This window comes from Butyrivibrio sp. Su6, assembly GCF_900108105.1.
Classification (GTDB): domain Bacteria; phylum Bacillota; class Clostridia; order Lachnospirales; family Lachnospiraceae; genus Butyrivibrio.
Window position 1 is genome coordinate 144,423 of the sequence record NZ_FNUR01000008.1, and the last position, 23,868, is coordinate 168,290.

The 23,868-nt window shown below is 36.6% G+C and carries 22 protein-coding genes; all 22 read left to right on the forward strand.

The window, feature by feature from the left end; translation table 11 throughout:
• Positions 1-21: 21 nt before the first annotated feature.
• The 22 genes from C4S54_RS10265 (at position 22) to C4S54_RS10365 (ending at position 23,855) form a co-directional block, all read left to right on the forward strand.
• Complete coding sequence (locus C4S54_RS10265) at positions 22-1,239, forward strand: HAD-IIIA family hydrolase (protein ID WP_242973783.1); 1,218 nt, start codon at positions 22-24, stop codon at positions 1,237-1,239.
• A complete protein-coding gene (locus C4S54_RS10270) occupies positions 1,236-2,222 on the forward strand; it encodes a GHMP family kinase ATP-binding protein (RefSeq protein ID WP_103869455.1) in 987 nt (328 codons plus the stop codon). The genes C4S54_RS10265 and C4S54_RS10270 overlap by 4 nt, the downstream gene beginning before the upstream one ends.
• A gap of 20 nt (positions 2,223-2,242) precedes the next feature.
• Positions 2,243-2,824, forward strand: coding sequence for an SIS domain-containing protein (locus C4S54_RS10275; protein ID WP_103869456.1), 582 nt, complete (start codon positions 2,243-2,245; stop codon positions 2,822-2,824).
• 12 nt (positions 2,825-2,836) lie between these two features.
• Positions 2,837-3,856 (forward strand): NAD-dependent epimerase/dehydratase family protein, encoded by a 1,020-nt coding sequence (locus C4S54_RS10280; protein ID WP_103869457.1) that lies wholly within the window; start codon positions 2,837-2,839, stop codon positions 3,854-3,856.
• A gap of 6 nt (positions 3,857-3,862) precedes the next feature.
• Positions 3,863-4,822, forward strand: coding sequence for a glycosyltransferase family 2 protein (locus tag C4S54_RS10285; protein ID WP_103869458.1), 960 nt, complete (start codon positions 3,863-3,865; stop codon positions 4,820-4,822).
• A 19-nt stretch (positions 4,823-4,841) separates the two neighbouring features.
• On the forward strand, positions 4,842-5,744 hold the full coding sequence (locus C4S54_RS10290) for a class I SAM-dependent methyltransferase (protein WP_103869459.1): 903 nt from the start codon (positions 4,842-4,844) through the stop codon (positions 5,742-5,744).
• Between the two features lie 214 nt (positions 5,745-5,958).
• Positions 5,959-6,531 carry an acyltransferase gene (locus C4S54_RS10295; RefSeq protein WP_103869460.1) on the forward strand — a complete coding sequence of 191 codons (573 nt, stop codon included), beginning with the start codon at positions 5,959-5,961 and terminating at the stop codon, positions 6,529-6,531.
• A gap of 52 nt (positions 6,532-6,583) precedes the next feature.
• On the forward strand, positions 6,584-7,759 hold the full coding sequence (locus tag C4S54_RS10300) for a DegT/DnrJ/EryC1/StrS family aminotransferase (RefSeq protein ID WP_330405650.1): 1,176 nt from the start codon (positions 6,584-6,586) through the stop codon (positions 7,757-7,759).
• 337 nt (positions 7,760-8,096) lie between these two features.
• On the forward strand, positions 8,097-8,258 hold the full coding sequence (locus C4S54_RS16015) for a hypothetical protein (RefSeq protein WP_160110748.1): 162 nt from the start codon (positions 8,097-8,099) through the stop codon (positions 8,256-8,258).
• Between the two features lie 155 nt (positions 8,259-8,413).
• Entirely contained in the window at positions 8,414-8,902 is a 489-nt protein-coding gene (locus C4S54_RS10305; RefSeq protein WP_103869461.1) for a hypothetical protein, read from the forward strand.
• Between the two features lie 17 nt (positions 8,903-8,919).
• Positions 8,920-9,672, forward strand: coding sequence for a glycosyltransferase family 2 protein (locus tag C4S54_RS10310; RefSeq protein WP_103869462.1), 753 nt, complete (start codon positions 8,920-8,922; stop codon positions 9,670-9,672).
• A gap of 38 nt (positions 9,673-9,710) precedes the next feature.
• Positions 9,711-11,576: a polysaccharide biosynthesis protein gene (locus C4S54_RS10315; protein WP_330405651.1), complete on the forward strand. Its 1,866-nt coding sequence runs from the start codon at positions 9,711-9,713 to the stop codon at positions 11,574-11,576.
• Between the two features lie 70 nt (positions 11,577-11,646).
• Positions 11,647-12,852 carry a UDP-N-acetylglucosamine 4,6-dehydratase gene (locus tag C4S54_RS10320; protein WP_103869463.1) on the forward strand — a complete coding sequence of 402 codons (1,206 nt, stop codon included), beginning with the start codon at positions 11,647-11,649 and terminating at the stop codon, positions 12,850-12,852.
• Between the two features lie 81 nt (positions 12,853-12,933).
• Entirely contained in the window at positions 12,934-14,172 is a 1,239-nt protein-coding gene (locus C4S54_RS10325; RefSeq protein ID WP_103869464.1) for a 6-phosphofructokinase, read from the forward strand.
• 73 nt (positions 14,173-14,245) lie between these two features.
• A complete protein-coding gene (locus C4S54_RS10330) occupies positions 14,246-15,670 on the forward strand; it encodes a hypothetical protein (protein ID WP_103869465.1) in 1,425 nt (474 codons plus the stop codon).
• A 50-nt stretch (positions 15,671-15,720) separates the two neighbouring features.
• Positions 15,721-16,716 carry a UDP-N-acetylglucosamine 4,6-dehydratase (inverting) gene (pseB, locus tag C4S54_RS10335; protein WP_103869466.1) on the forward strand — a complete coding sequence of 332 codons (996 nt, stop codon included), beginning with the start codon at positions 15,721-15,723 and terminating at the stop codon, positions 16,714-16,716.
• A 31-nt stretch (positions 16,717-16,747) separates the two neighbouring features.
• Positions 16,748-18,211 (forward strand): WecB/TagA/CpsF family glycosyltransferase, encoded by a 1,464-nt coding sequence (locus C4S54_RS16235; RefSeq protein WP_242973784.1) that lies wholly within the window; start codon positions 16,748-16,750, stop codon positions 18,209-18,211.
• A gap of 19 nt (positions 18,212-18,230) precedes the next feature.
• Entirely contained in the window at positions 18,231-19,724 is a 1,494-nt protein-coding gene (locus C4S54_RS10345; protein WP_103869467.1) for a sugar transferase, read from the forward strand.
• A gap of 16 nt (positions 19,725-19,740) precedes the next feature.
• A complete protein-coding gene (locus C4S54_RS10350) occupies positions 19,741-20,814 on the forward strand; it encodes a GDP-mannose 4,6-dehydratase (protein ID WP_242973785.1) in 1,074 nt (357 codons plus the stop codon).
• A complete protein-coding gene (locus C4S54_RS10355) occupies positions 20,814-22,388 on the forward strand; it encodes a DUF6056 family protein (RefSeq protein ID WP_103869469.1) in 1,575 nt (524 codons plus the stop codon). The genes C4S54_RS10350 and C4S54_RS10355 overlap by 1 nt, the downstream gene beginning before the upstream one ends.
• Before the next feature lie 55 nt (positions 22,389-22,443).
• Entirely contained in the window at positions 22,444-22,866 is a 423-nt protein-coding gene (locus tag C4S54_RS10360; RefSeq protein ID WP_103869470.1) for a sugar 3,4-ketoisomerase, read from the forward strand.
• Between the two features lie 56 nt (positions 22,867-22,922).
• Positions 22,923-23,855, forward strand: coding sequence for a glycosyltransferase family 2 protein (locus C4S54_RS10365; RefSeq protein WP_103869471.1), 933 nt, complete (start codon positions 22,923-22,925; stop codon positions 23,853-23,855).
• Positions 23,856-23,868 lie beyond the last annotated feature (13 nt).

Consider the following 23,868-nt stretch of genomic DNA (forward strand, 5'->3'; position numbering starts at 1 on the left):
AAGAGAGAAAGTGTGATTTGAGTGAATAGAATTGATCAAGCTATAATCTTTGCTGGAGGGATGGGAGTACGTCTAAGGCCTTTTACTGAAAAAAAACCAAAACCTATGTATTGTTTTAATAATATGCCTTTTTTGGAGTATTTAATCTTGCAGATAAAGGGGTGGGGAATTACTGATATTATTATTTTGGTTGGATACTTATCTGAAATTATTACAGAATATTTTGGAGACGGTTCAAGGTGGGGAATTACAATTCGATATGTTAAAACACCTGTGGAATATGACACTGGATTAAGGTTGAAAGCTGCTGAGAATATTCTTCATGATATGTTTCTTATGATGTATTGTGATAACATCTGTCCTATAGATTTTAAACGGTTAACAAGGGAATATAATGAGAATAATGCACTAATTCAAGTTTCAGCATATTCAAATGATGATTTGTACACTAGGGATAATATGATTATTTCTGAGAATGGTATGGTAAAGTTATATGATAAACAAAGAACATCAAAAGGTTTGCGAGGGGTTGATATTGGTTATGCATTGATTTCAAAGAAGGTATTGTCACTGATTGATTCAGAAAATTGTAATTTTGAAAGTATAGTTTATCCAAAACTTGTTAAGGAACAAAAACTATATGCTACAGTAACTAAGCATAGATACTATTCGATAGGTTCGTTTGAAAGAATAGAGCTGACAAGGAGATTTTTATCTGGACAGAAGTATATTTTTTTAGACAGGGATGGTGTTATTAATGAAAGGCCTCCAAAAGCGAATTATGTTTGTAAACCTGAAGATTTTAAGTGGATTGCAGGTGCAAAAAAGGCACTAAAAAAACTGCAAGAAGAAGGATTTTTTATAATAATAGTATCAAATCAAGCAGGAATAGCAAGAGGGGCGATGACAGAACATGATTTTGAACTTGTTCAGGCTAAAATGGAATCTGATCTTGAAGAAGTCGGTGTAACTATTGGAGCTGTCTATCATTGCCCACATGGATGGGACGAAAATTGTGAGTGTAGGAAACCAAAACCAGGGATGCTTTATATGGCGCAGAAGGATTACTCTATTAATCTTACGGAATGTGTTTTGATTGGCGATGACGAAAGAGACATTATTACTGCTCATAATGCGAACATGAAAGGAATTTTGGTCACAGATGATTATTCTCTAGAAGACGCGGTAAATGACATAATTAAGGGGATAATAAGAGATTACGAGGTAAATGAATTATGATAATATCAAAGACTCCACTTAGAGCATCATTATTTGGTGGGGGAAGCGACTTTGAGACTTATTTTTCAACGAGTAGATTTGGATATGGTAGTGTTCTTAGTGCTGGGTTAGATATGCACGTCTACATAACGGTAAATAAAAAATTTGATGATAAGATAAGAGTGGTATATAACGGAAATGAAAATGTAGATTCATTGGACGAGGTTAAGCACAATATAATAAGAGAGGCTTTACGATTAGTTGGTATAGAAAAGGGAATTGAAGTGATTTATATGGCTGATCTTCCGATGAGTAGTGCAGGAGTAGGCCTAGCATCTTCAAGTGCGTTAGCGGTTGGGGTACTTAATGCTTTACATGCATACAAGGGAGAATTTGTAACGCCAAGTCAGTTAGCGAAAGAAGCGTGCTATATCGAAATAGATAGACTAGGCCAAATGATAGGGATTCAGGATCAATATGCTGTAGCACATGGTGGATTTAATCGGTATAGATTTATGAGTGATGGTTCCGTTTCAGTAACTCCAGGGATAATAAATCACCAAATTAGGCAGCTACTTACGCAAAAATTAATGCTGTTTTACACAGGTAATACTAGAGATTCAAGAAAAATTCTTTCTGAACAATCAGCAGCAATTGAAGAAAAAAGAAAAAGACTGGATGATCTAGTCATGACAGTAGATAGAGTCTGTGCTAATTTGTCAAACGGCGACTTAGATTTTGTTGGGATGGAACTTGATAGGACTTGGAATATTAAGAAACAACTTGCTGGTGGAATTTCCAATCACGATATTGATAGTATGTATAAGTGCGCTCGGGATAATGGTGCTATGGGTGGAAAAATACTAGGGGCTGGAGGTGGAGGATTTATGCTTTTGTATGTTCCGGAGAATAAGCAGGAATCAGTCAGGAAAGGCCTTAAGGATTTCAAAGAAGTTGATTTTTCTGTGGATTATCAGGGAAGTAGAATAATATTTGCTGATTAGGTTAGTTGAGGGTGGTATATATGGATTTTTCTAAACAGATAAGAGATTATATTGAACTTGAAGTAGCTATATTAGGCAAATTAGATCAAGGTGAGATAAACAGAGCAATGAATCTACTCGAAGAAACGCGTAAAAAGGGGAGTCGAGTGTATGTTTTTGGTAATGGTGGAAGCGCAGCAACAGCATCACATATGGAAAATGATTTTAATAAGGGAGTGTCAGAAAAACTTGAAAAAAAATATCGTTTTCAATGCATAAATGCAAACATGGCAACAATCATGGCAATAGCTAATGATAACGGATATGATAGAGTTTTTATCCAGCAATTAGAAAATAGACTTGAAACAGATGATGTTATAGTAGCTATTTCTGGAAGCGGCAATTCTGAAAATGTAGTAAAAGCAGTAAGATATGCTAAAAAGCAAGGATGCCAAATAATAGGTATGACAGGTTATTCTGGTGGAGTAATAGATGAGCTATGCGATGTATCTCTTCATGTTCCAATAGAAAATATGCAGATTACTGAAGATGTTCACCTTATAATAAATCATCTTATGATGTATGTATTATGTGGAGAGTTAACTGGATATCCAGTACATTAAGATGAGGGAAAAATGAGCAGAATTTTGATAACGGGAGCAGCAGGTTTTATAGGTTCACAATTAGCTTACAGATTGTGGAAAAATGGGGATGAATTATCACTTATTGATAATTTTTCCTATGGTTCAGAGGATAATTTAGTATTCCCTGAACACGATTTTAGAGATGAAATATATCATAATGATATACGAGATCAAGATTTTTTAAATTCTCTTTTTAATAATAAACATTTTGATATAGTTTATCATATGGCAGGAATTACACCTTTGCCAGATTGTCAGAATAATCCAGTTGAAGCAGTTGATGTGAATGTAAGAGGAACAGTAATAATTCTTGACCTAGTCAGAAAGTATGGCATTAAGAAGCTTATATTTGCTAGTACTTCTGCAGTATATGAGAATAATACTGATTTTCCGTCAATTGAAAACTGCGTAGAAAAACCAAGTCTAGTATATCCAAGTACAAAATATTCATCTGAACAGTTTTGCAAAGCATTTTCTGATGCTTATAGTATTCCTGTTGTATGTTTACGATTTGCGAATGTGTATGGACCACATATAGACTGTTTAAGAAAACAACCACCTGTAATGGGGTACATTATTAGAGAGTTATATAAGGGAAATATTCCTGTTTTACACTCTACTGGTGAGCAAAAGAGAGATTTTGTTTATGTAGATGACTTGATAGACTTAGCAATTAGGGTACAGAAATGTAACCATTTTGATGTAGTAAATGTTTCCACTGGTATTACAGTTTCTATAAATGATATATATAAGATAATAGCTGATTATATGGGGAATAGTAATCAAAAACCTAGATATGAAAGAACAGATCATTTTTGGGAAAACTATCCGGAATTGTATTCTGAGCCATATCCAATATCGGCTAAAATAATGGAACACGAGGTTTTGAAATATACTTGTTTATCCAATGAACATGCATTTAGGGAATATGGATGGAGACCGCAAACATCTTTGGAGGAAGGAATAAAGAAAACTGTCGAGTTTTCATGTGAGATTTTGAGGAAGGCTTAGTTATATATGGATAAAATATCGATTATTATTCCTTGCTATAATGAAGAGGATTCTATTCCATATCTTAAGGAAGAACTTTGTTATATTATGTCAAAATTTGACCAGGTGTGTTTTGAAGTCATAATGGTTGATAATTGTTCAGAAGATAGATCACTAGATATTATGCAAGAAATCCATGCTGTTGATAATAGGTTTCAGTACATATCTTTATCGCGAAATTTTGGCAAGGATTCCTCTATGTATGCAGGGTTGAAAGCAAGTACGGGCGATTATGTTACTGTGATGGATGCAGATTTGCAGGATCCACCAGAGTTGTTGATGGATATGTATAGAGTATTAAAATACGAATGCTATGATTGTGCAGCAGCTTATAGAATGAACAGGAATGGAGAACCATGGCTTAGGTCTGTTCTTGCAGATTTATTCTATAAGTTTATGAGAATAATTTCTGATGCTGATATGGTCAATGGAGCTAGAGACTTCCGGCTCATGACAAGGCAGATGGTAAATGCGGTTCTTAGTCTTGAAGAAAGTCAAAGATTTACCAAAGGCATTTTTGCATGGGTGGGATTTAGAACGAAATGGATACCGTTTGAAAATAGAGAAAGAATTGCTGGAAGCACAAAGCTTCCGATGAAAAATGCTTTTTCATATGCAATACGCGGTATAATAGCTTTTTCTACAGTGCCATTAGTGCTGACTTCAATAATTGGAGTGCTAATATGCATTGTAGCGTTAGCATTTACTTTATATGTGCTGGTGCAACAGTTAATATTAAAAAATGCTGTTCCCGGGTACCCTTCACTTATGTGTATCATGCTTTTTGGATTTGGCATCATGTTTATGGTATTGGGAATAATTGGACAGTATATTGCTCAGATTTATTTGGAAATAAAGCATCGTCCCAAATATATAGTAAGAGAGAGCAGTATAAGAGAATTATGTGATGTGGATAAAAAATTGTAAATTAGGGTAAAGTGAATAAATGGATTTGAAATTTTTAAGTAGAGATCATTTTAAAAATATGCAGCCTGAGGGGTATGAAAAAGGGTGGTTGATTAGTGGTACTACAAAATGTGATATTCTGCAGGATGATATATTTTCGACTAGTATAGAAAATACATCTTGGTCAACAGAGATTGAAGCAATTCATGAGGTACCAACAAAAAATGGCTGGATAGATGTATATGAAAGGAAAAGGGTATTACAAACAGCTCAAAAGATAATATCGAATAGAGCTAACAGCCTTATAATGGAGTTTGGAGCAAGCTCTGGTTATATGATAGAGGAAATGCAAGAGATGTTTCCTAATAATGTTTTTATTGCCACTGATTTGATGAATGAAGGTTTGAAACAGTCATTCAAAAAAGCACCTAATATTCTACACTTAAGATGTGACATTTTAGATGCGCCATTTACTGATAGCAGTATAGATTTTATTTATTCACTTAATGTATTAGAACATATTGATAATGATAAAAAGGCTATTAGCGAATGTTATCGTTGTGTAAAACCAGGCGGATATTGCCTTTTTGTGGTTCCAAGAGGAGATAGCCTTTATGACTATTTTGACGAAATGCTGTTTCATAAAAGACGTTATGCAAAAGAAGAATTAAAGAAAAAGTGTATTGACTCAGGCTTTACAATTAAAGAAGATTTTCACTATGCATGGTTATGTTATCCGCTATTTTGGTTGAAGAAAAAATGGAATAAATTTGTGGGTAAGAGATTATCTCAAGAAGAAAAAATTGAACGAGTGAAGGCTGACATCGATGCGGGAATGTCATCAAGATTAGCGATTGGAATGATGTATATTGAAAATTTATTATCCAAACATTTATCGCCTTCTTTTGGAGTAAGAGAATTTATATTATGTTTAAAGGAATAAGTTTAATAAATCTGATTATGTAAGCGAATGGATAAAAGCAATAAATTTATGAATATGCTTTTCTCATTTATATTTATTCCTATTATTGAATAGAAGATAGGGATGAGAATTATATAATTGAAATTAAGAAAACTTCAAGAATTATGTATGACTACAAATTCTTATAACATTGATTATTGTATTATACGCAAATTTTAATAAAAGGGTTAATAATATGGGTAACTATTTTAAACACGAAACAGCAATAATAGATAATAACGTAGTAATAGGTGATAATTGTAAAATTTGGCATTTTAGTCATATACAGTCAGGTGCCGTAATCGGAGAATCATGTTCTCTTGGTCAGAATGTGAACATATCAAATAACGTAACACTAGGTGATGGCGTCAAGGTTCAGAATAACGTATCCATTTATGAGGGTGTAACGATTGAAGATTTTGTATTCTGTGGTCCTTCTTGTGTATTTACAAATGATCTAACTCCACGTGCTCGTTATCCCAAAAATCATCAATATATACAAACAATAATACGTCACGATGCAACGCTAGGAGCTAATTGTACTGTTGTTTGCGGGCATGAAATTGGTCATCATGCAACAATTGCAGCAGGCGCAGTAGTAGTTAGCAATGTAAAGCCATATGCTCTTATGGCAGGTGTCCCTGCTAAACAAATTGGATGGGTTTGTGAGTGTGGTCAAGTGCTTGATAAAGGCGCGGATGTATTTGAATGTAAAGATTGTGGAAGAAAATATAATATCATTGATGGTGAACTAAAAGAAATACTTTAAAGATTTACTATTTAATTAAATATGTTTGTGCTAAGAAGGAGAAATAAGGTAAATGGAAATAGAATTTAGAGATCTTAAGAGGCAATATAAGTATATTAAAGAGGCAGTCGATGAAAATATTGCTAATGTATTAGCTGATTCACATTTTATTTCAGGGCCAGAAGTAAAAGAATTGGAGAAAATATTATCGGATTATACAGGGCGTAAGCATTGTATTTCCTGTGCTAATGGAACTGATGCAATATCAATAGCTCTTTTTGCTGCGGGAGTAGGAAGTGGAGATGCAGTATTTGTACCTGATTTCACATTCTTTTCAAGTGGTGAATGTCCGGCAACCTGTGGAGCTACACCGATATTTGTTGATGTTAATCTGGATACTTACAATATTTCAACTGTCTCTCTGGAAAAAGCAATTGAGAAAGTCTTGGTAGAAGGTAAGCTTAAACCTAAAGCCGTTGTTGCTGTAGATTTGTTTGGACAGCCTTTTGATTATGGAAATGTGAAGGCTATTTGTGATAAGTATAATCTTCTTTTACTTGAGGATGCTGCTCAAGGATTTGGCGGAAGCTATACACTTTCAAATGGTGAAAAGAAGATGGCAGGTTCATTGGGCGATATATCAACTACCAGTTTCTTCCCTGCAAAACCACTTGGCTGTTATGGAGACGGCGGTGCGATATTTACGGATGACGATAATCTGGCAACTATGTGCCGTTCAATTGCTGTGCATGGTAAAGATATGCAGCATCCGGATGATTCAAATGCAAAATATAACAACGCTCGTCTCGGTATGAATAGCAGACTAGATACGCTTCAGGCAGGAATATTACTTGCAAAGTTCCCTGTATTTAAGGATTCAGAACTTGATAAAGTTAATCATGTGGCAGAAAGATATACAGAATTATTATCAGATATAAAGGGAATAACATTGCCTTTAATTGCTGATAAGTATTATAGTTCATGGGCTCAGTATACTATACAGCTTCCCAAGGGGGCTGATAGGGCGGCTATTCAGAAAGAATTGAAAGAGCAGGGCATTCCGACAAATATTTATTATCCTAAGCCGATGCACACCCAGGGAGCATTTAGTGGAACAAGATCAGCTGAAGCTGAGTGCCCGAATACAGAACAGTTATGCGGTACTGTGCTTTGCTTACCGATTCACCCTTATCTGGAAGATGAGGAGACTGAATTTATCGTTGAGAGATTCAAAAGAGCATTGAAATAAACATTGCTACCTGTCACCAATGTGGTACAACTTTTGTCAACTTAACGTGAATAAGTATACCGTTTTAAGGTAAAACCAATTACCTGTCAGTTGATTGTTTCATATTTTTAAAGCATCATAATTTACTTTTTGTATTTTTGCATAGCAAACAGAACTGAGCTGCATCAGGCCTGATGAACCATCTTCTATGGAGTATCAGTTAATAGTTTTCAGGTTAGGAAAGTGTTTTCGACAGACGAGTTTTCTGGTTTTTCTTCATAATTTTCTGCCAGGCACTACCTGGGGTTCATGGTGCCTGTCACGGTGTACAGAATCTGTTGGAGTCATCAAGAATGAGTTGGATTACGATAATGCCAAGCTTGATAAGTTTGCAGAGACCATTGCTGCTATGCGTTCTAAGGGAACATGGAATAGAGGTGAACTCATAGATTTGTTTAACTGGATGATTCCTAACTTTGATCACAAGGAGACTGGAAAGTTTTTGGATGGCAGAATGTAATGATTTTGGATAGATTAAGCTACGCTTCGAAATAAATGATAAATGAAATGGTGCATTCTGAGGAAGGATTAGGCGTTTGAAAGAGATTAAATATCATAAAGGCTTTTCAAAGACATATCCTGTTGATAAAAAAGTCATTTGCAGAACATTCACATATGCAGAAACCATATGTGAACGCTGATGGATATTACGCATATTGTCCTCACTGTGAAAATCCTGTAAAGCTTTTGGGCTTATTAAAACCATTGAAAAGGCATGGTCCACATGGTAGACATGCAAAATATGATGTTTCAGGAATAAATTCTTTTAATAAAATAAAGTATGAAAACTGCCCTTATCACCGAAAACACGCTAATTATATTACAGAGCCTCATTTGGGAGAAGAAACTGATGAGGATTTGAGAATCTATAACATGGTGAGAGAACATTTTGATCACATTATTTATTTGCTAAAGCAATCGCTCCCAATAGTTATCACCTCATCTATGGCTGAACGACTTCTGCAGAATTACATAACGCATAGAGGATGGATGTTTAGAGACGCAGATTTAAATAATATTCCTTGGGTATTTATAAATGCAATGCATGGCATTGACCTATTCGGTGCATTAATAAAAAAGATTCAGAACTTGCGAGATTTTTAAAGAAAAGAAATGAAGTAATGAAGCCGTTTTTTTCAATAATTACTGTCTGTTACAATAGTGAAAAGACAATTGAACGAACCTTAAAGAGTATTCTGAATCAAAGTGTGAATGACTATGAGTACCTGATAATAGATGGAGCATCTACTGATGGAACACTTGATATTGTAAAGAAATATGAGCCTGAGTTTGGCGAAAGATTAAAGCTCTTTTCCGAAAAAGACGAGGGTATTTACGATGCCATGAATAAGGGTATTGCAAAGGCAGAAGGTACTCTTATTGGTATGGTTAACAGCGATGATTACTACGAGCCGGATGCCCTTGAGAATATGCAAAAGAAATTTGAACAGCTTCCGGAATCAGACAGGAAGCATACGGCCCTTTATGGTATGCAGAGACAGCTTCGTAATGGAGAAGAAATAGAGATAGAGTTCGTAAATGACAGGATACTTGGTGAAGGAATGATATGTTATCCTACATGTTTTATTACTAAGGCTTTGTACAGTGACTTTGGCGCTTATGACACTCTATATAAGAGTGCGGCAGACCTTGATTTCCTTGTTAAACTGAAGAAGACAACAGATACTCATTTTGTGCCTGTTTATAATATTATTTCCAATTTTGAGTTGGGCGGGATGTCTGCATCAGGAAGGGGAGCCAGAGAGGCTGCAAGAGTCAGGTACAAGTACGGGGTGTATTCCAAAACGAGAATGTATTATGTTATCCTGCAGAGCAGAATAATTGATTTTGTACACTTTTTGAAAAGAAAATAATCAAGCTTGTGAATAAAAATATTGGGTAGGAAAAAGTTTTGGCAAAAGATAATAAAAGAAAATTGGATTTAAAGTATTACTGCAGAATAGGAATGATCTTGTTGGCGGATGCGCTTAGCGTTGTGGCAGCGCATCTGCTTTCTTTGCTTGTCAGATTTGATTTCAGGGTATATGACATTCCGCAGATTTATGTAGACAACATTGTATACATGCTTCCGATTGCTATAGTTACGACGCTTGCGGTGTACTATATTTTCAGACTTTATCACAGTATTTGGAGATTTGCTTCCTTAACGGAAGTTTACAGGATAATCGGAGCTTACTTTGTAATTGCAGTTCTTCTTTTTGCTGAGAACGGAATCGAGCGATTCAATCTTCCCCGTAGCTGCATGTTCATGGGAATTATTCTAAATGTGATTTTCTGCATGGGAATAAGGTTTTCTTACAGGATTCTGCGAGGCAGCTTCTTTAGGATTACTCCTATGGATAAAGAGCTGATAGAGCGCGTCAATATCATGATCATTGGCGCAGGTTCTGCGGGAAGAGAACTGATTTCTGATCTTAAATTTAGTAGAAAATATAATGTAAGAGTGATTATTGATGATAATAAGACTACCTGGGGAAGGTATCTTAGCGGCATCCGGATTGGTGGAGGCAGAGATAGAATTGTTAAACTATGCCAAAAGTATGATATTGACAGGATAATATTTGCGATTCCTTCTGCATCGGACAAGGACAGGAGAGACATTCTTAACATATGTAAGGAAACGGGATGTAAGCTTCAGACTGTTCCGGGACTATCTCAGATAGTATCAGAAGAGGTCAGCATAAAGCAGGTTCGCGATGTCAATATCGAGGATCTTCTTGAGAGGGATGAAGTAAGAGTTAATAATAATGAAATCTTTGAAGCAATAAAGGGTAGAACTGTTATGGTAACAGGAGGCGGAGGTTCCATTGGCTCAGAGCTTTGCAGGCAGATTGCAGCTGCATCACCAAAGAGGCTTATTATTTTTGATATCTATGAGAACAATGCCTATGCCATAGAACAGGAACTAAAACGAAAATATCCTGAATTGGAAGTTGAGGCACTTATTGGTTCTGTGCGAAATACTGACAGAATAAATGGGGTTATCGAAGAATATAGACCGGATATTATATATCACGCAGCGGCACATAAACATGTACCTCTAATGGAAAAGAGTCCAAATGAAGCTATAAAGAATAATGTATTTGGAACATATAAGACAGCTGTTGCAGCTGCAAGGTATGGTGTAAAGAGATTTGTGCTGATTTCAACGGATAAGGCTGTAAATCCTACATCTTTGATGGGGGCTTCAAAACGCATCTGTGAGATGATAATACAGATGATGTCAAGGAAAGGTAGTGAAACCTGTTTTTCTGCGGTGAGATTTGGAAATGTTCTTGGATCAAACGGTTCTGTGATTCCGCTTTTTAAGCAGCAAATAGCTGAGGGAGGCCCTGTTACAGTTACAGACAAGGATATAGTTAGATTTTTTATGACAATTCCTGAGGCCGTTTCATTGGTCCTTCAGGCGTCATTTTATGCCACAGGAGGAGAAATCTTTATTCTTGATATGGGCAAACCTGTCAGGATTGATGATATGGCAAGAAATCTCATAAAACTTTCGGGTTATAGGCCGGATGAGGATATTAAAATTGTTTATACCGGTCTTCGTCCCGGAGAAAAATTATATGAAGAACTTCTCATGGACGAGGAAGGCAAGGAAAAGACTGACAATAATATGATATTTGTTGGACATCCTATTAAGATGGATGACAGGATATTTGAGGATAAACTTTCAGATTTGAAAACTGCTGCGGAAAATGACAGCCCTGACATAAAAAAAATTGTGGCTGATATTGTTGAAAACTATCATCCTTAATTTGGGCGATTTAACGGATAATTTAATATATGGTGATTAAAGGTTAACAAAGATAATATTGGAGGAAATTATGGCAGATAATATTCTTGGTATGGTCGGAAGAACTAGACCATTATTTGAAGAAGATATAAGAAATAGAGAGGAAGAGCTTACAGATATAATCAAAAACTCTAGATTTTTGGTCATTGGCGGTGCAGGTACAATTGGCTCAGCTATTTGTAGAGAGCTTTTTGCACGCGATCCAAAGGTATTACATGTTGTTGATATTAGTGAGAACAACATGGTTGAGCTTGTTCGTGATATCAGATCATCTAAAGGCTATGGTACTGGCGAGTTTGCGACATTTGCTCTTGATTGTGGAAGTGATATTTTTAAAGCATTTATTGAAGAGCAGAAAAAACGTATTGGTGGATATGATTATATCTTTAACACATCAGCTCTCAAGCATGTGCGTTCGGAAAAGGATCCATACACACTTATGCGTATGATTGATACTAATATTTTTAACACTGATACTACAATGCTTATGGCACAGGAAATGGGAGCTAAAAAATACTTCTGTGTTTCCACAGATAAGGCTGCCAATCCGGTTAATATGATGGGTGCTTCCAAGCGAATCATGGAGATGTTCTTAAATCGTAGGAGTGAGACAATGCCTGTTTCAACAGCTAGATTTGCTAATGTGGCATTTTCTGATGGTAGTCTGCTCTACGGTTTTAACAGACGTCTTGAGAAAAACCAGCCAATTTCAGCACCTTGTGACGTTCGTCGCTATTTTGTAACACCAAAGGAGTCAGGCGAGTTGTGTCTTTTATCATGTCTTACAGGTGAAAATAGGGATATATACTTTCCAAAACTTGATGAGGAACTCAATCTTGTTACTTTTTCAAGTATTGCTGAAAAATATCTTGAGAACCTGGGGTATGAACCTGTAAAGTGTGCGACAGAGGACGAAGCCAGGGCAAGAGTAGCTGAACTTAAGGCGCTTCATAAATATCCTGTTTATTTCTTTAATAGTGATACTACGGGAGAGAAGGATTTCGAAGAATTCTATACAGATAAGGAAGTCCTTGATATGACCCGTTTTGAATCTGTTGGAGTCATCAAGAATGAGTTGGATTACGATAATGCCAAGCTTGATAAGTTTGCAGAGACCATTGCTGCTATGCGTTCTAAGGGAACATGGAATAGAGGTGAACTTATAGATTTGTTTAACTGGATGATTCCTAACTTTGATCACAAGGAGACCGGAAAGTTTTTGGATGGCAGAATGTAATTCTGCCATCTTTGTATTATCAGCAGTATTCTGTTACAATAGGACTGCCCAAATTTTAAAATATTAAGGAGAGTCTTATTGATGAACATCAAAAATGTACTTGTTGCACAGTCGGGGGGACCAACTTCTGCAATCAATGCCAGTCTTGCGGGAGTTTTGAAAGCTACTATTGATTCTGGGAACTATGACAGGTGTTATGGGGCAATAAACGGCATTTTAGGTGTCCTGTCGGAAAATTATCTTGATTTAACAGATAAAGCTAAAAAAGATTCTGATTTTATAAAACTCTTAACTCATACACCAGCAATGTATTTGGGAAGCTGTAGACATAAGCTTCCTGAATACAGGGATGATGATTCTTCATATTCTTTTATTGTTTCACAGTTTAAAAAACTCAATATTGGAGCATTTTTCTATATTGGTGGAAATGACAGCATGGATACTGTGCTGAAGCTATCAAATTATGCCAGAGAGATTGGTGCTGATGTAAGAATAATTGGTGTGCCCAAGACAATAGATAATGATCTATGCCACACTGATCATACTCCGGGCTTTGGATCTGCGGCTAAATATATAGCAAGTTCAATTTTGGAAATTGCGCACGACACCTTTATCTATGCAGTTAAGTCAGTGACAATTGTTGAAATCATGGGACGAGACGCAGGGTGGCTCACGGCGGCAGCAGCTCTTGCGAGAAATAATTATTCTTCTGCCCCACACCTGATTTATCTTCCAGAGGTGGCTTTTGATAAGGAACAGTTTTTAGCAGATGTAAGAAATGAATTGTCAAAGCGCGATAATGTTATCATTGCTGTTTCTGAGGGCATAAGGGATAAGGAGGGTAATTACATTACATCTAGCAAGGCAATGGCGGATACATTTGGACATCAACAGCTTTCGGGTGCAGGAAAAGCACTTGAGTTTTTAGTTAAGGAAAACATAGATGTGAAGGTTCGCTCTGTTGAAATCAATGTTCTTCAGAGATGCGCTGCTCATATGGCAAGTAAAACTGATCTTTATGAGTCTTTTGCTCAGGGAGAGAAGGCAGTTCACCTGTCAGAAGAAGACCAGACAGGTTGCATGGTTGTTTTAAATCGTATAAGCAATTCTCCTTACACTGTTGAATACAGCCATGCACAGATAAAAGATATAGCTAATGAGGCAAAATCTGTTCCTATAGAGTGGATTAACAAAGAAGGAAATGATATTACTGCTGAGCTAATAGATTATTTGAAACCTCTTATCCAAGGAGAAATTGAACAGGATTACGAAAATGGACTTCCTAAGTATTTGGATATTTCGCATCTGAATCATTGCTGAAATGGTGCGGTATGATGTATAATGTTAATTTGAATTATAATGCATTGTTTATGCTGATAAACTTGGAGGTTGTATGAATTATAGAGATGAACGTGAGATTGATTTAATTGATCTTTGCCGTCAGATTCTTAAGAAATGGAAATTGATAATAGCTTTTGCTCTTATTGGATTAGTAATTGGAAGTGCGGTTGGTTACGCGAAGTCAGCCAAGGTGGTTGAAGTTGAGACCGGAGAGACGGTTGTAGATGAAGCTGCTATCACATCAAATATTGAATCTCTTAAAGAAAAACTTTCTGATAGAGAGATTACAGAAGTTGATATGGCAGTAAACGCTTATAATTACTATAAAAAACTTTACGCCAATAAAGAAAAATATATTAATAGTTCAATTCGTATGCAACTTGATGCCGATAAGGTTCCTACAATGGTGGCATCTTATCGAATAAGTAACTATTATAAAGTTTCCTATCCTGAAATTTCAGAAGTTAATGATATAAACAATATAGCTGCTGTTTATTACAAGGCTTTGAATGACGAGAAGGTTATTGCTAAGGTAGCAAGAACTCTTGGAGATGGCATAGCTGAAAACTATGTTAAAGAGCTGTATGGTGTTGGCCTTGAAGCAAACAGTATTTTAAATATAACAGTTACAGCAAGAAATGAAGAAGAGTGCAAGAAGGTTCTTGATGTGTTAATGCAAGAACTTGAAACTCAGATTCCTACAGCTACGAGTCTTTATGAGCATGATATCGAATACCTTGATACGTATTTTTCTGTAAATGTTAATACAGGTATTCTTTCAGAACAACAGACGCAGGTTGATGCATTAAAGAATCTCCAAAACGTTATGCTGACTGTGGGAAATGCACTTACAGCTGACCAGAAGGCTTTGTACACAAAGCTTATTGATGGCGATACAAGTGATGAAACAGAAGTAATTGAAGTTGAAGCTCAGCCGGAAGAAACTGAAGTTGTTGAATCTGAGAAAACTGTTGCGAGAAGTTTTGACATAAAATATGCAATGCTTGGTCTTTTTGCAGGAGCTTTCATTGTTATTATGTGGATTTGCCTTAAGTATGTATTATCACAGACAATTAAGACAAAAGATGAAATATCTGAGCTCTTTAAAGTACCTGTTCTTGGAATCATGAAAGATGGTGAGTATGGTGAGCTTGGCATGATAACGGCAGGAGTTGGTCTTGGGGCTCAGAAGACTGAACTTAAAAAACTTTATGCGGTGAGTACCAGTGATGATGTGCTCGTATCTGCTATTACAAATAAGGTAGTAGAAACTGTAAATCAGAACTATAGTGAGATTAATGTCGAGTGTGGAAAATCAGTTCTTTCAGATCCATCATCACTTGCAAAACTTGCTGAATCTGACGGTGCTATCATGGTTGAAAGATTAAGAATATCAAAGTACGAAGATATCGCTAAGGAGCTCGAACTGGCCAAAAGTTATGGCGTAAAAGTTCTTGGATGTGTTGTCGTTGATTGACATTTAATATAATTATTCTATTGATATATTTATTGCTAGGAGGCTTATAAATGCTTACAAATAAGACCATTTTGGTCACAGGAGGAACGGGTTCTTTTGGAAACACTTTTGTGCCTATGACTCTTGCGAAATACAATCCTAAAAAGATTATCATCTATTCACGTGATGAGATGAAACAGTGGAATATGGCTAAGAAGTTCCAGGGAGATAAAAGGGTTAGATTCTTTATCGGTGATGTAAGGGATAAAGACAGACTCTATAGAGCCCTAAATGGTGTGGACTATGTTGTGCATGCTGCTGCGACTAAGATTGTTCCAACTGCAGAATACAACCCATTTGAATGTATTAAGACTAATGTGAATGGCGCAATGAACCTTATTGATGCATGTATTGATACAGGTGTGAAGAGACTGGTTGCCCTTTCAACTGATAAAGCAAGTTCACCGGTTAATCTCTATGGTGCAACTAAGCTTTGTTCGGATAAGCTTTTTATTGCAGGCAATTCATATACTGGTGGTAAGACCAAGTTTGCAGTAGTGCGTTATGGAAATGTTATGGGATCTCGAGGGTCAGTTATTCCGTATTTCATGGAAACTGCACAGTCGGGAAAGCTTACTATTACTGATAAGCGTATGACAAGGTTCATGATTTCTCTTGAGCAGGGAGTAGAACTAGTATGGCATGCTTTTGATGACATGGAAGGCGGAGAGATTTATGTTAAAAAGATTCCGTCTATGAATATCTGTGACATTGCTACTGCGGTTGATGCAAATGCTGAACAGGTTGAAATCGGTATCAGACCGGGTGAGAAACTTCATGAGCAGATGATAGGTGTGGAAGATTCGCACTTTACATATGAATATCCTGAGCACTACAAAATTTTACCTCAGATTTGTGAATGGGGTAACTTTGAGGACATGATCAAAGGTGGAGTCAAGGTACCTGAAGGCTTTAGTTATACATCTGATAACAATAAAGAGTGGATGACTATTCCCCAGCTTCAGCAGTGGATAGAACAAAACAGACACAAGATTGGCAGTATCTGAAGCGCCAGCGGAGGGTATAAGAAGAATACGCATGGCAAATTATAACAGGAGAGGTCCTGGAAAATATCAGAATAATATAATACATCAAAAGACTTTTATAATAGATGAGTTATCTATTATCTTGGCATTTATTTCTGCGGTGGCAATTAGATACAAGGCTATTATCAACTGGGTTGATTTTAGTCTTGGAATTTACTTGTCAATGATTATTACCGTTATTTTATTTGAGATAATAGTATACTTTAGTTATGATGCGAAAAGGTGTCCAATAGTTGAAATGGATCCTATAGAGAATATGCTAAAGCTTATTAGAAGCAGATTTTTGCTTATTGTTTTGTCTGTAGCATATCTTTTTGCTACTCAGAAATCAGTTTTAGCATCAAGAAGGGTCGTGATTTATTTCATGACCTTTAGTGTCGTTTATGGATATGTCTTAAGAATGTTGTATAGACGTAGCTATATCCGAAAGTGGGGCGTGCCTGGGGAAATAAGAGCACTTGTTGTTGATAATGTAAATGAGGGTATTGAAAATATAATAGATAGTTATAAAAATGGTGATTACGAATGCGTTGTAATTTGTGCTGCAGCACTAACGGAAAAGAAATCGTATTCTTTGATGCATGCATTGGAAGAAAATGGAATAAGAACATATCTTACAATGGAAAGTTTGGGATATACGGTAAAGCCTGGGATTGTAATTGATGTTGATGGATTCGCAACAATTCCAGCCTTTGTCAGAGGTGAACGCTTTGATGTATTTGGGGTTAAATATGCAGTGGCAAGAGTTGAAGAGGCTGTACTTCATGTAATCCGTCATTTAGATGAGCTTAAAGGGAAATATATTTGTTTTTCTAATGTACATACAACTGTAATGGCAATGGAAGATAAAGGTTATGCGGATATATTAAATGGAGCGGCATTTGTCTTTCCTGACGGAACACCTATAGCTAGAAGGCAAAAAAGAAGCGGTATTATTGGAGCAGAAAGAGTTGCTGGTCCGGATTTTATGAGAAACATGTTTAAGAATACTCAGGATGGAAAAGTATCTCATTATTTTTATGGCTCGACCGAGAAAACTCTTAGTGCTTTGAAAGAAAAACTTGAACTCGAATATCCTGGAATCAACATAAAGGGCATGTATTCACCACCATTTAGGAAACTTACTGATGAAGAAGACGCAGAAGTTGTAAATATGATCAATGAATCCGGAGCAGATATTGTGTGGATTGGCCTCGGTGCCCCTAAGCAGGAAAAATGGATGAAAGCTCATGAAGGGAAAATTAATGGTGTTATGATGGGAGTTGGAGCAGGATTTGATTTTCATGCCGGAACTGCCAGAAGGGCACCGATTTGGGTTCAGAAAATTGGGCTTGAATGGTTGTTTAGATTGTTTGTTGATCCAAAAAGACTATTTAAGCGTTATTTGGTCACAAATTCAAAATTTGTTTGGTATTCTTTCAACGAGATGATAAAGAATAAGGGAAGAAAGAATTGAAAGTCTTTGGGGAAAGTTCATGAGTGCAAAGTACAGAACATTGCAATCATATTTCTTGTGGGCAGTAGACATGGTCTGCATAGTTATCAGCTATATGATTGCAAGCTTTTGGAGATATAATTCTAAAGCAGATTATGGAGATAAGACGCTGCACTATTTGGTGTGTGTTGTCATTTTGCTTGTTGGAACAGTATATACGTTTTTAGCGGATTGGGATAGAGACTTTCTTATCAGAGGGTGGTTTCAAGAATTCTTATTTGTTATCAGGTTCGTAGCAACTATTTCTTTTGGCACTTTGTTTGTGGTGTTTTTTCTAAAATGGTATGAGATACTTTCGCGACTGGTGATCATTAACTTTGTCTGGATTGTAATTATTCTTACCTACATTGCAAGGGTTATATTTAAAGAGTTTTATAGAAAGCATTTATCTTCAGATAATAATATTATAAATGTTGTTGTTGTGGCTGAAAAATCGCTGATTGAAGAGACTATAGATAAGCTTATGAAACGGAGTGATTCTTTTGGCTATAAGGTTGTCAGGGCTTATGCAGTTGATCCTGAGGTAAAGTCTAGTGATGATTTAAAAGATTTCTCTTCGGTGGACAATGGAACCTGTAGTGCAAGGGCACAGGGTGATGATACGAAGACTTGGTATATTGGCGACGTGCATGTACATGAAGGAATTCATAACCTTACAGAGAGGCTTTTGACAGATCCTTTTGATGAGGTATTTATTAATACACCTAACATTCCCCAGAATAGTATGGAGAAGATTATTTTAGGATTTGAGGAGATGGGTATTACAACTCATTATAATCTTGAACTTCCGGGAATCAGCAAGGCTCATACGCAGTTTGATGATTATCTTGGATATTCTGTTATAACTTATTGCATGAATCGCAGCAGTTATAAGAGATTATCCATTAAGAGATTTATGGATATTATTGGCGGTTTTGTAGGATTAGTCCTTACTGGAATTATCACTCTTTTCCTTGCTCCCGCAATTAAACTTGATTCTCCCGGACCTGTTTTCTTTTCACAGACTCGTATTGGAAAAAACGGCCGTAGATTTAAAATCTATAAGTTTAGATCTATGTATATTGATGCTGAGGAGAGGTTAAAGGACCTTCAGGATCAGAATGAGATGAGTGGGCTCATGTTCAAAATGGAGAATGACCCGCGTATTACAAAGGTGGGAGCATTTATCAGAAAGACCAGTCTTGATGAGTTTCCACAGTTTTTGAATGTACTAAAAGGTGATATGTCTTTGGTTGGTACAAGACCACCGACAGAGGCTGAGTTTGAGCAGTACAATGAGCATTACAGAAGACGCCTTTCTATGACTCCTGGTCTTACCGGGCTCTGGCAGATAAGTGGCAGAAGTGATATTCAGGATTTTGATGAGGTCGTGAAGCTTGACCTTCAGTATATCGATAACTGGAGCCTTACCGAGGACATCAAGATATTGCTCAAGACTGTTTATGTTGTGCTTTTTGGTAAGGGTGCTAAGTGATTGGAGATATTTAGAAGTGTTAGAGAAAAACATTGATTTAAATGGAAAACGAATATTGGTAACAGGTGCAGCAGGATTTATTGGCGCCAACCTATGTAAGGAACTATTTAGGTCATATGAGAATATTCATATTTATGGTATTGATAATATGAATGATTACTATGACCCAAAGATTAAGAATGATAGATTACGTGAGATCTATGATTTAGGTGGTAATTTTGATTTTGCCCGCGGAAGCATTGCAGACAAGGAACTTGTGAATTCTGTATTTGAAGAGTTTAAGCCGGAAGTTGTTGTGAATCTCGCAGCTCAGGCCGGAGTTCGTTATTCAATAGAGAATCCTGATGCGTATATAGAGTCTAATATTATTGGATTTTACAATATTCTTGAGGCATGCAGACATTCATATGATGCTAAAAGTGTGGATGAACACTATGCAGGCGTTCTGCATTTAGTATATGCATCCAGTTCAAGCGTATATGGTTCTAACAAAAAGATACCATACAGCGTAGAGGATAAGGTTGATAATCCGGTATCCTTATATGCGGCAACTAAGAAGTCTAATGAGTTGTTGGCTCATTCATATTCTAAGCTCTATGGAATTCCATCTACAGGACTTCGTTTCTTTACTGTTTATGGTCCTGCAGGACGCCCGGATATGGCTTACTTTGGATTCACCAATAAACTTGTTAATGGTGAAAAGATTAAGATATTCAACTATGGTAATTGCAAACGTGACTTTACTTATGTTGACGACATAGTTAAGGGTGTTGTAAATGTTATGCAGGTTGCTCCTTTTGAGAATGAGAATGGAGTAAAATACAAGGTTTACAATATTGGAAATAATGATCCTGTAAATCTTCTTGATTTTGTGGATATTCTTCAGCAGGAACTTATTAGTGCAGGAGTTCTTCCTGAAGACTATGATTTTGAGTCTCACAAGGAGCTTGTTCCTATGCAGCCCGGTGATGTAGAGATTACTTACGCTGATGTATCAGCACTGCAGGAAGATTTTGGATTTAAGCCTTCTACACCTCTTCGCGAGGGACTTAGGTCTTTTGCTAAGTGGTACAAGGAGTATTATTGCTGATGTTTAGTTACAAGACACCAAAGATAAACATAAAACTAAATACAAGAAAACTAAGCATTGCTTTTACTGCTGTTTATGTGCTGAGTCTGATACCGATGCTGGCTTTAGGATTTTATGATTTTCCTTCAGCTGACGATTTTTCGATGGCTCTTGAGACAAGGCAGTATTTTGCAGCCAATGGTGATTTCTTTGGAACAGTCATTGCTTCACTTCAGAAATCATGGGTGGTGTACAGCCAGTATGAAGGATATTTCTTTTCAATTATTCTGACTTGTATCTGTCCAAGCGTTTTTGGAGAGGGCTTTTATTTCCTGACACCTTTCCTTGTTGTGGGAATGTTGACATTTGGTGTGTGCTACTTTTTTGATGCTCTTTTTGTGATGGCGCTGCACCTTGATAAGGACCTTACAAATCTTGTCAGGATGCTGACTTTGTTCATGATGGTTCAGTGCCTTAATGGTTCAGGTACTAGAGTTGAGGCTTTTTACTGGTATAGCGGAGCCATTAACTATACTTTTACATTTGGTATGGCTTTCTTTTGGCTTGGACTTCTTATCAGATCAGTTTATGAAAGTGATGAAAAGGCAAGGCTCAGGAAACTGATATGGGCTTCAATATGGGCATTCTTCATGGGAGGCGCAAACTATTTGTCAGCTTTGGAACTTGCCATTTGCTCAGTACTATTGTTATATGTTTTTGTGATGGTTAAGCTTGGAAAGTTTGATATTCAAGGGATAGATGATGAACAAAGGAAGTCCTTTAGTAATATTTGGATTCCGCTTGTTATCAATCTAATTGGTTTTTCTTTTTCATGTTTTGGTCCCGGCAATTCAAACAGGTTTGCCGAGACTACGCAGATGAGTCCTGTGAAGGCTGTATTTGTATCTTTGTATGATACCTTTGATATGCTCTTTAATGACATGACCAGATGGGAAGTGTTGGTTATACTTTTTTTGCTGGTTCCTGTATTTTGGAAGATGGCGGGAAAGCTAAAGGTAAGACTTGAACATCCTATTTTATTTGTTTTGTTTGCGTTTTTATTAGTGTCATCAAATATGACTCCTCCAATATTTGCTACGGCAAATATTGATGCCGGCAGGCTTCGTGCACTTGCATTTATGGAATACGTGTTCATGTTGGTGCTGGTGGAGTTTTATCTGGTAGCTGTTGCAAGACAGTATTTTGATACGAAATATTTGAGTGGTGTTACTAAGGACGAGTCGGATGATAGTAATACATTTTCATCTGTGCTTTCAATGATTATTGCATGTTGCGTTCTCATTTTTGCTATTGGTTCAGCCCTTTCAATAAAGCCTGAACCTGACTATTATTCGTGTACATCTGCTCTTTATGATATTGTTAGTGGAAGGGCAGCAACCTATAGACAGGAAAATGATGAAAGATTGAGTATTCTCCGTGATGATACCATAAAGAATGCTGAACTTAGAGAGTATTCTGTTCATCCTGAAATGCTATTCTATATGGATGTTACGCCCGACAGTAGTGAGTGGATAAATCAGGCGACGGCTATATATTATGATAAAGAAACGACAGTTCTTTTGCCTAGGGAATAAGAAATGGTGTATATGCATATTAGCGTAGTTGCAGGAAGGATTAGACGAAGAAGAAATGAGAGAAATTAAAGAAAATTACAAAGTCTTAGAATTTAAGGAATATGGTGATGAAAGAGGAAATCTCGTAGTCGCAGAAGGTTCCGGATTTGATATTCCATTTGATATCAGAAGAGTCTTCTATATGTCAGGATCTGATCCGGATATAAGGAGAGGAAACCATGCTAACCGCTATACTCAGTTTGTGCTTATAAATGTGAGCGGTAGCAGCAAAGTTCTTGTTGATGATGGTAAGAAGAAAGAAATTGTTGTTCTTGATAAGCCAAGGATGGGGTTGTATCTTGCACCGATGGTTTGGAAGGAAATGTATGATTTCTCACCGGATTCAGTTCTTTTAGTACTTGCGAGTGAGCATTATATTGATAGTGAATATATAAGGGATTATGACGCATTTCTTGCGGAAGTTAATAGAGAAAATTGATAACTGAACAGACTTATTAGTCGGTTATTGAAATAAAAAGCAGGTTAAAGAGGAAAATGTCTAAAATTTCTATTGTTGTTCCTGTGTATTATAATTCAGATACATTGGAACTTTTATATGATGATATGAAGGAGAAAATCCTTGGAAAGCTTGGAGACTACGAGATTGTGTTCGTAGACGACGGTTCCGGAGATAATTCCTGGGAAGTGATACAAAAAATTGCAGCCAAGGATCCTAATGTAGTTTGCACAAAGCTTTCAAGAAACTTTGGTGAGCATGCAGCTATTTTGGCAGGACTTTCTGTATGCACAGGGGACTGCGCTGTTACCAAGCAGGCAGATCTTCAGGAAGATTCAACTCTGATTCTTGATATGTATGAGAGCTGGAAACGTGGGAATAAGGTTGTTCTAGCTATTCGTGAATCGAGAGATGAGAGTGCTGTTAAAAAGTTTTTTGCAGGATGCTACTACTGGCTTGTCAGAAAGACTATCAATAAGGACATGCCGCAAGGCGGATGTGATTGCTACCTTGTTGATAGGAAAGCAATTGAAGTCTTGAAGCTTATGGATGAGAAAAACTCATCTCTTACACTTCAGGTTATGTGGGTTGGATTTAAGACTGAAAAGATTTATTTTCACAGAAAAGATAGGGAAATTGGTGAATCCAGGTGGACTCTTGGGAAAAAGATCAAGCTCGTTGTGGATTCAATGATGAGCTTTTCATATTTTCCAATTAGATGCATGGCAACTTTGGGAATGCTTTTTGCGTTTTGTTCAATAATTGGTATTATTATGGTGTTACATGAGAAACTCACTGTAGGAACTCCAATTTTAGGTTATGCTTCACTTATGTCGGTTGTTCTTTTTGGATTTGGAGCCATTTTTTTGATGCTATCTGTGTTGGGAGAGTACATTTGGAGAGCACTTGAAGAAGCAAGGAAGAGACCTCCATTTATCATTGATGAAGTGAAAAAACATGATGACAAGTGATATAAAAATCGCT

Coding starts and splice junctions, on each gene's coding strand:
- C4S54_RS10270 (WP_103869455.1), top strand. CDS start 1,236: ATGATAATATCAAAGACTCCACTTAGAGCATCATTATTTGGTGGGGGA.
- C4S54_RS10275 (WP_103869456.1), top strand. CDS start 2,243: ATGGATTTTTCTAAACAGATAAGAGATTATATTGAACTTGAAGTAGCT.
- C4S54_RS10280 (WP_103869457.1), top strand. CDS start 2,837: ATGAGCAGAATTTTGATAACGGGAGCAGCAGGTTTTATAGGTTCACAA.
- C4S54_RS10285 (WP_103869458.1), top strand. CDS start 3,863: ATGGATAAAATATCGATTATTATTCCTTGCTATAATGAAGAGGATTCT.
- C4S54_RS10290 (WP_103869459.1), top strand. CDS start 4,842: ATGGATTTGAAATTTTTAAGTAGAGATCATTTTAAAAATATGCAGCCT.
- C4S54_RS10295 (WP_103869460.1), top strand. CDS start 5,959: ATGGGTAACTATTTTAAACACGAAACAGCAATAATAGATAATAACGTA.
- C4S54_RS10300 (WP_330405650.1), top strand. CDS start 6,584: ATGGAAATAGAATTTAGAGATCTTAAGAGGCAATATAAGTATATTAAA.
- C4S54_RS10305 (WP_103869461.1), top strand. CDS start 8,414: ATGCAGAAACCATATGTGAACGCTGATGGATATTACGCATATTGTCCT.
- C4S54_RS10310 (WP_103869462.1), top strand. CDS start 8,920: ATGAAGCCGTTTTTTTCAATAATTACTGTCTGTTACAATAGTGAAAAG.
- C4S54_RS10320 (WP_103869463.1), top strand. CDS start 11,647: ATGGCAGATAATATTCTTGGTATGGTCGGAAGAACTAGACCATTATTT.
- C4S54_RS10325 (WP_103869464.1), top strand. CDS start 12,934: ATGAACATCAAAAATGTACTTGTTGCACAGTCGGGGGGACCAACTTCT.
- C4S54_RS10330 (WP_103869465.1), top strand. CDS start 14,246: ATGAATTATAGAGATGAACGTGAGATTGATTTAATTGATCTTTGCCGT.
- pseB (WP_103869466.1), top strand. CDS start 15,721: ATGCTTACAAATAAGACCATTTTGGTCACAGGAGGAACGGGTTCTTTT.
- C4S54_RS16235 (WP_242973784.1), top strand. CDS start 16,748: ATGGCAAATTATAACAGGAGAGGTCCTGGAAAATATCAGAATAATATA.
- C4S54_RS10345 (WP_103869467.1), top strand. CDS start 18,231: ATGAGTGCAAAGTACAGAACATTGCAATCATATTTCTTGTGGGCAGTA.
- C4S54_RS10355 (WP_103869469.1), top strand. CDS start 20,814: ATGTTTAGTTACAAGACACCAAAGATAAACATAAAACTAAATACAAGA.
- C4S54_RS10360 (WP_103869470.1), top strand. CDS start 22,444: ATGAGAGAAATTAAAGAAAATTACAAAGTCTTAGAATTTAAGGAATAT.
- C4S54_RS10365 (WP_103869471.1), top strand. CDS start 22,923: ATGTCTAAAATTTCTATTGTTGTTCCTGTGTATTATAATTCAGATACA.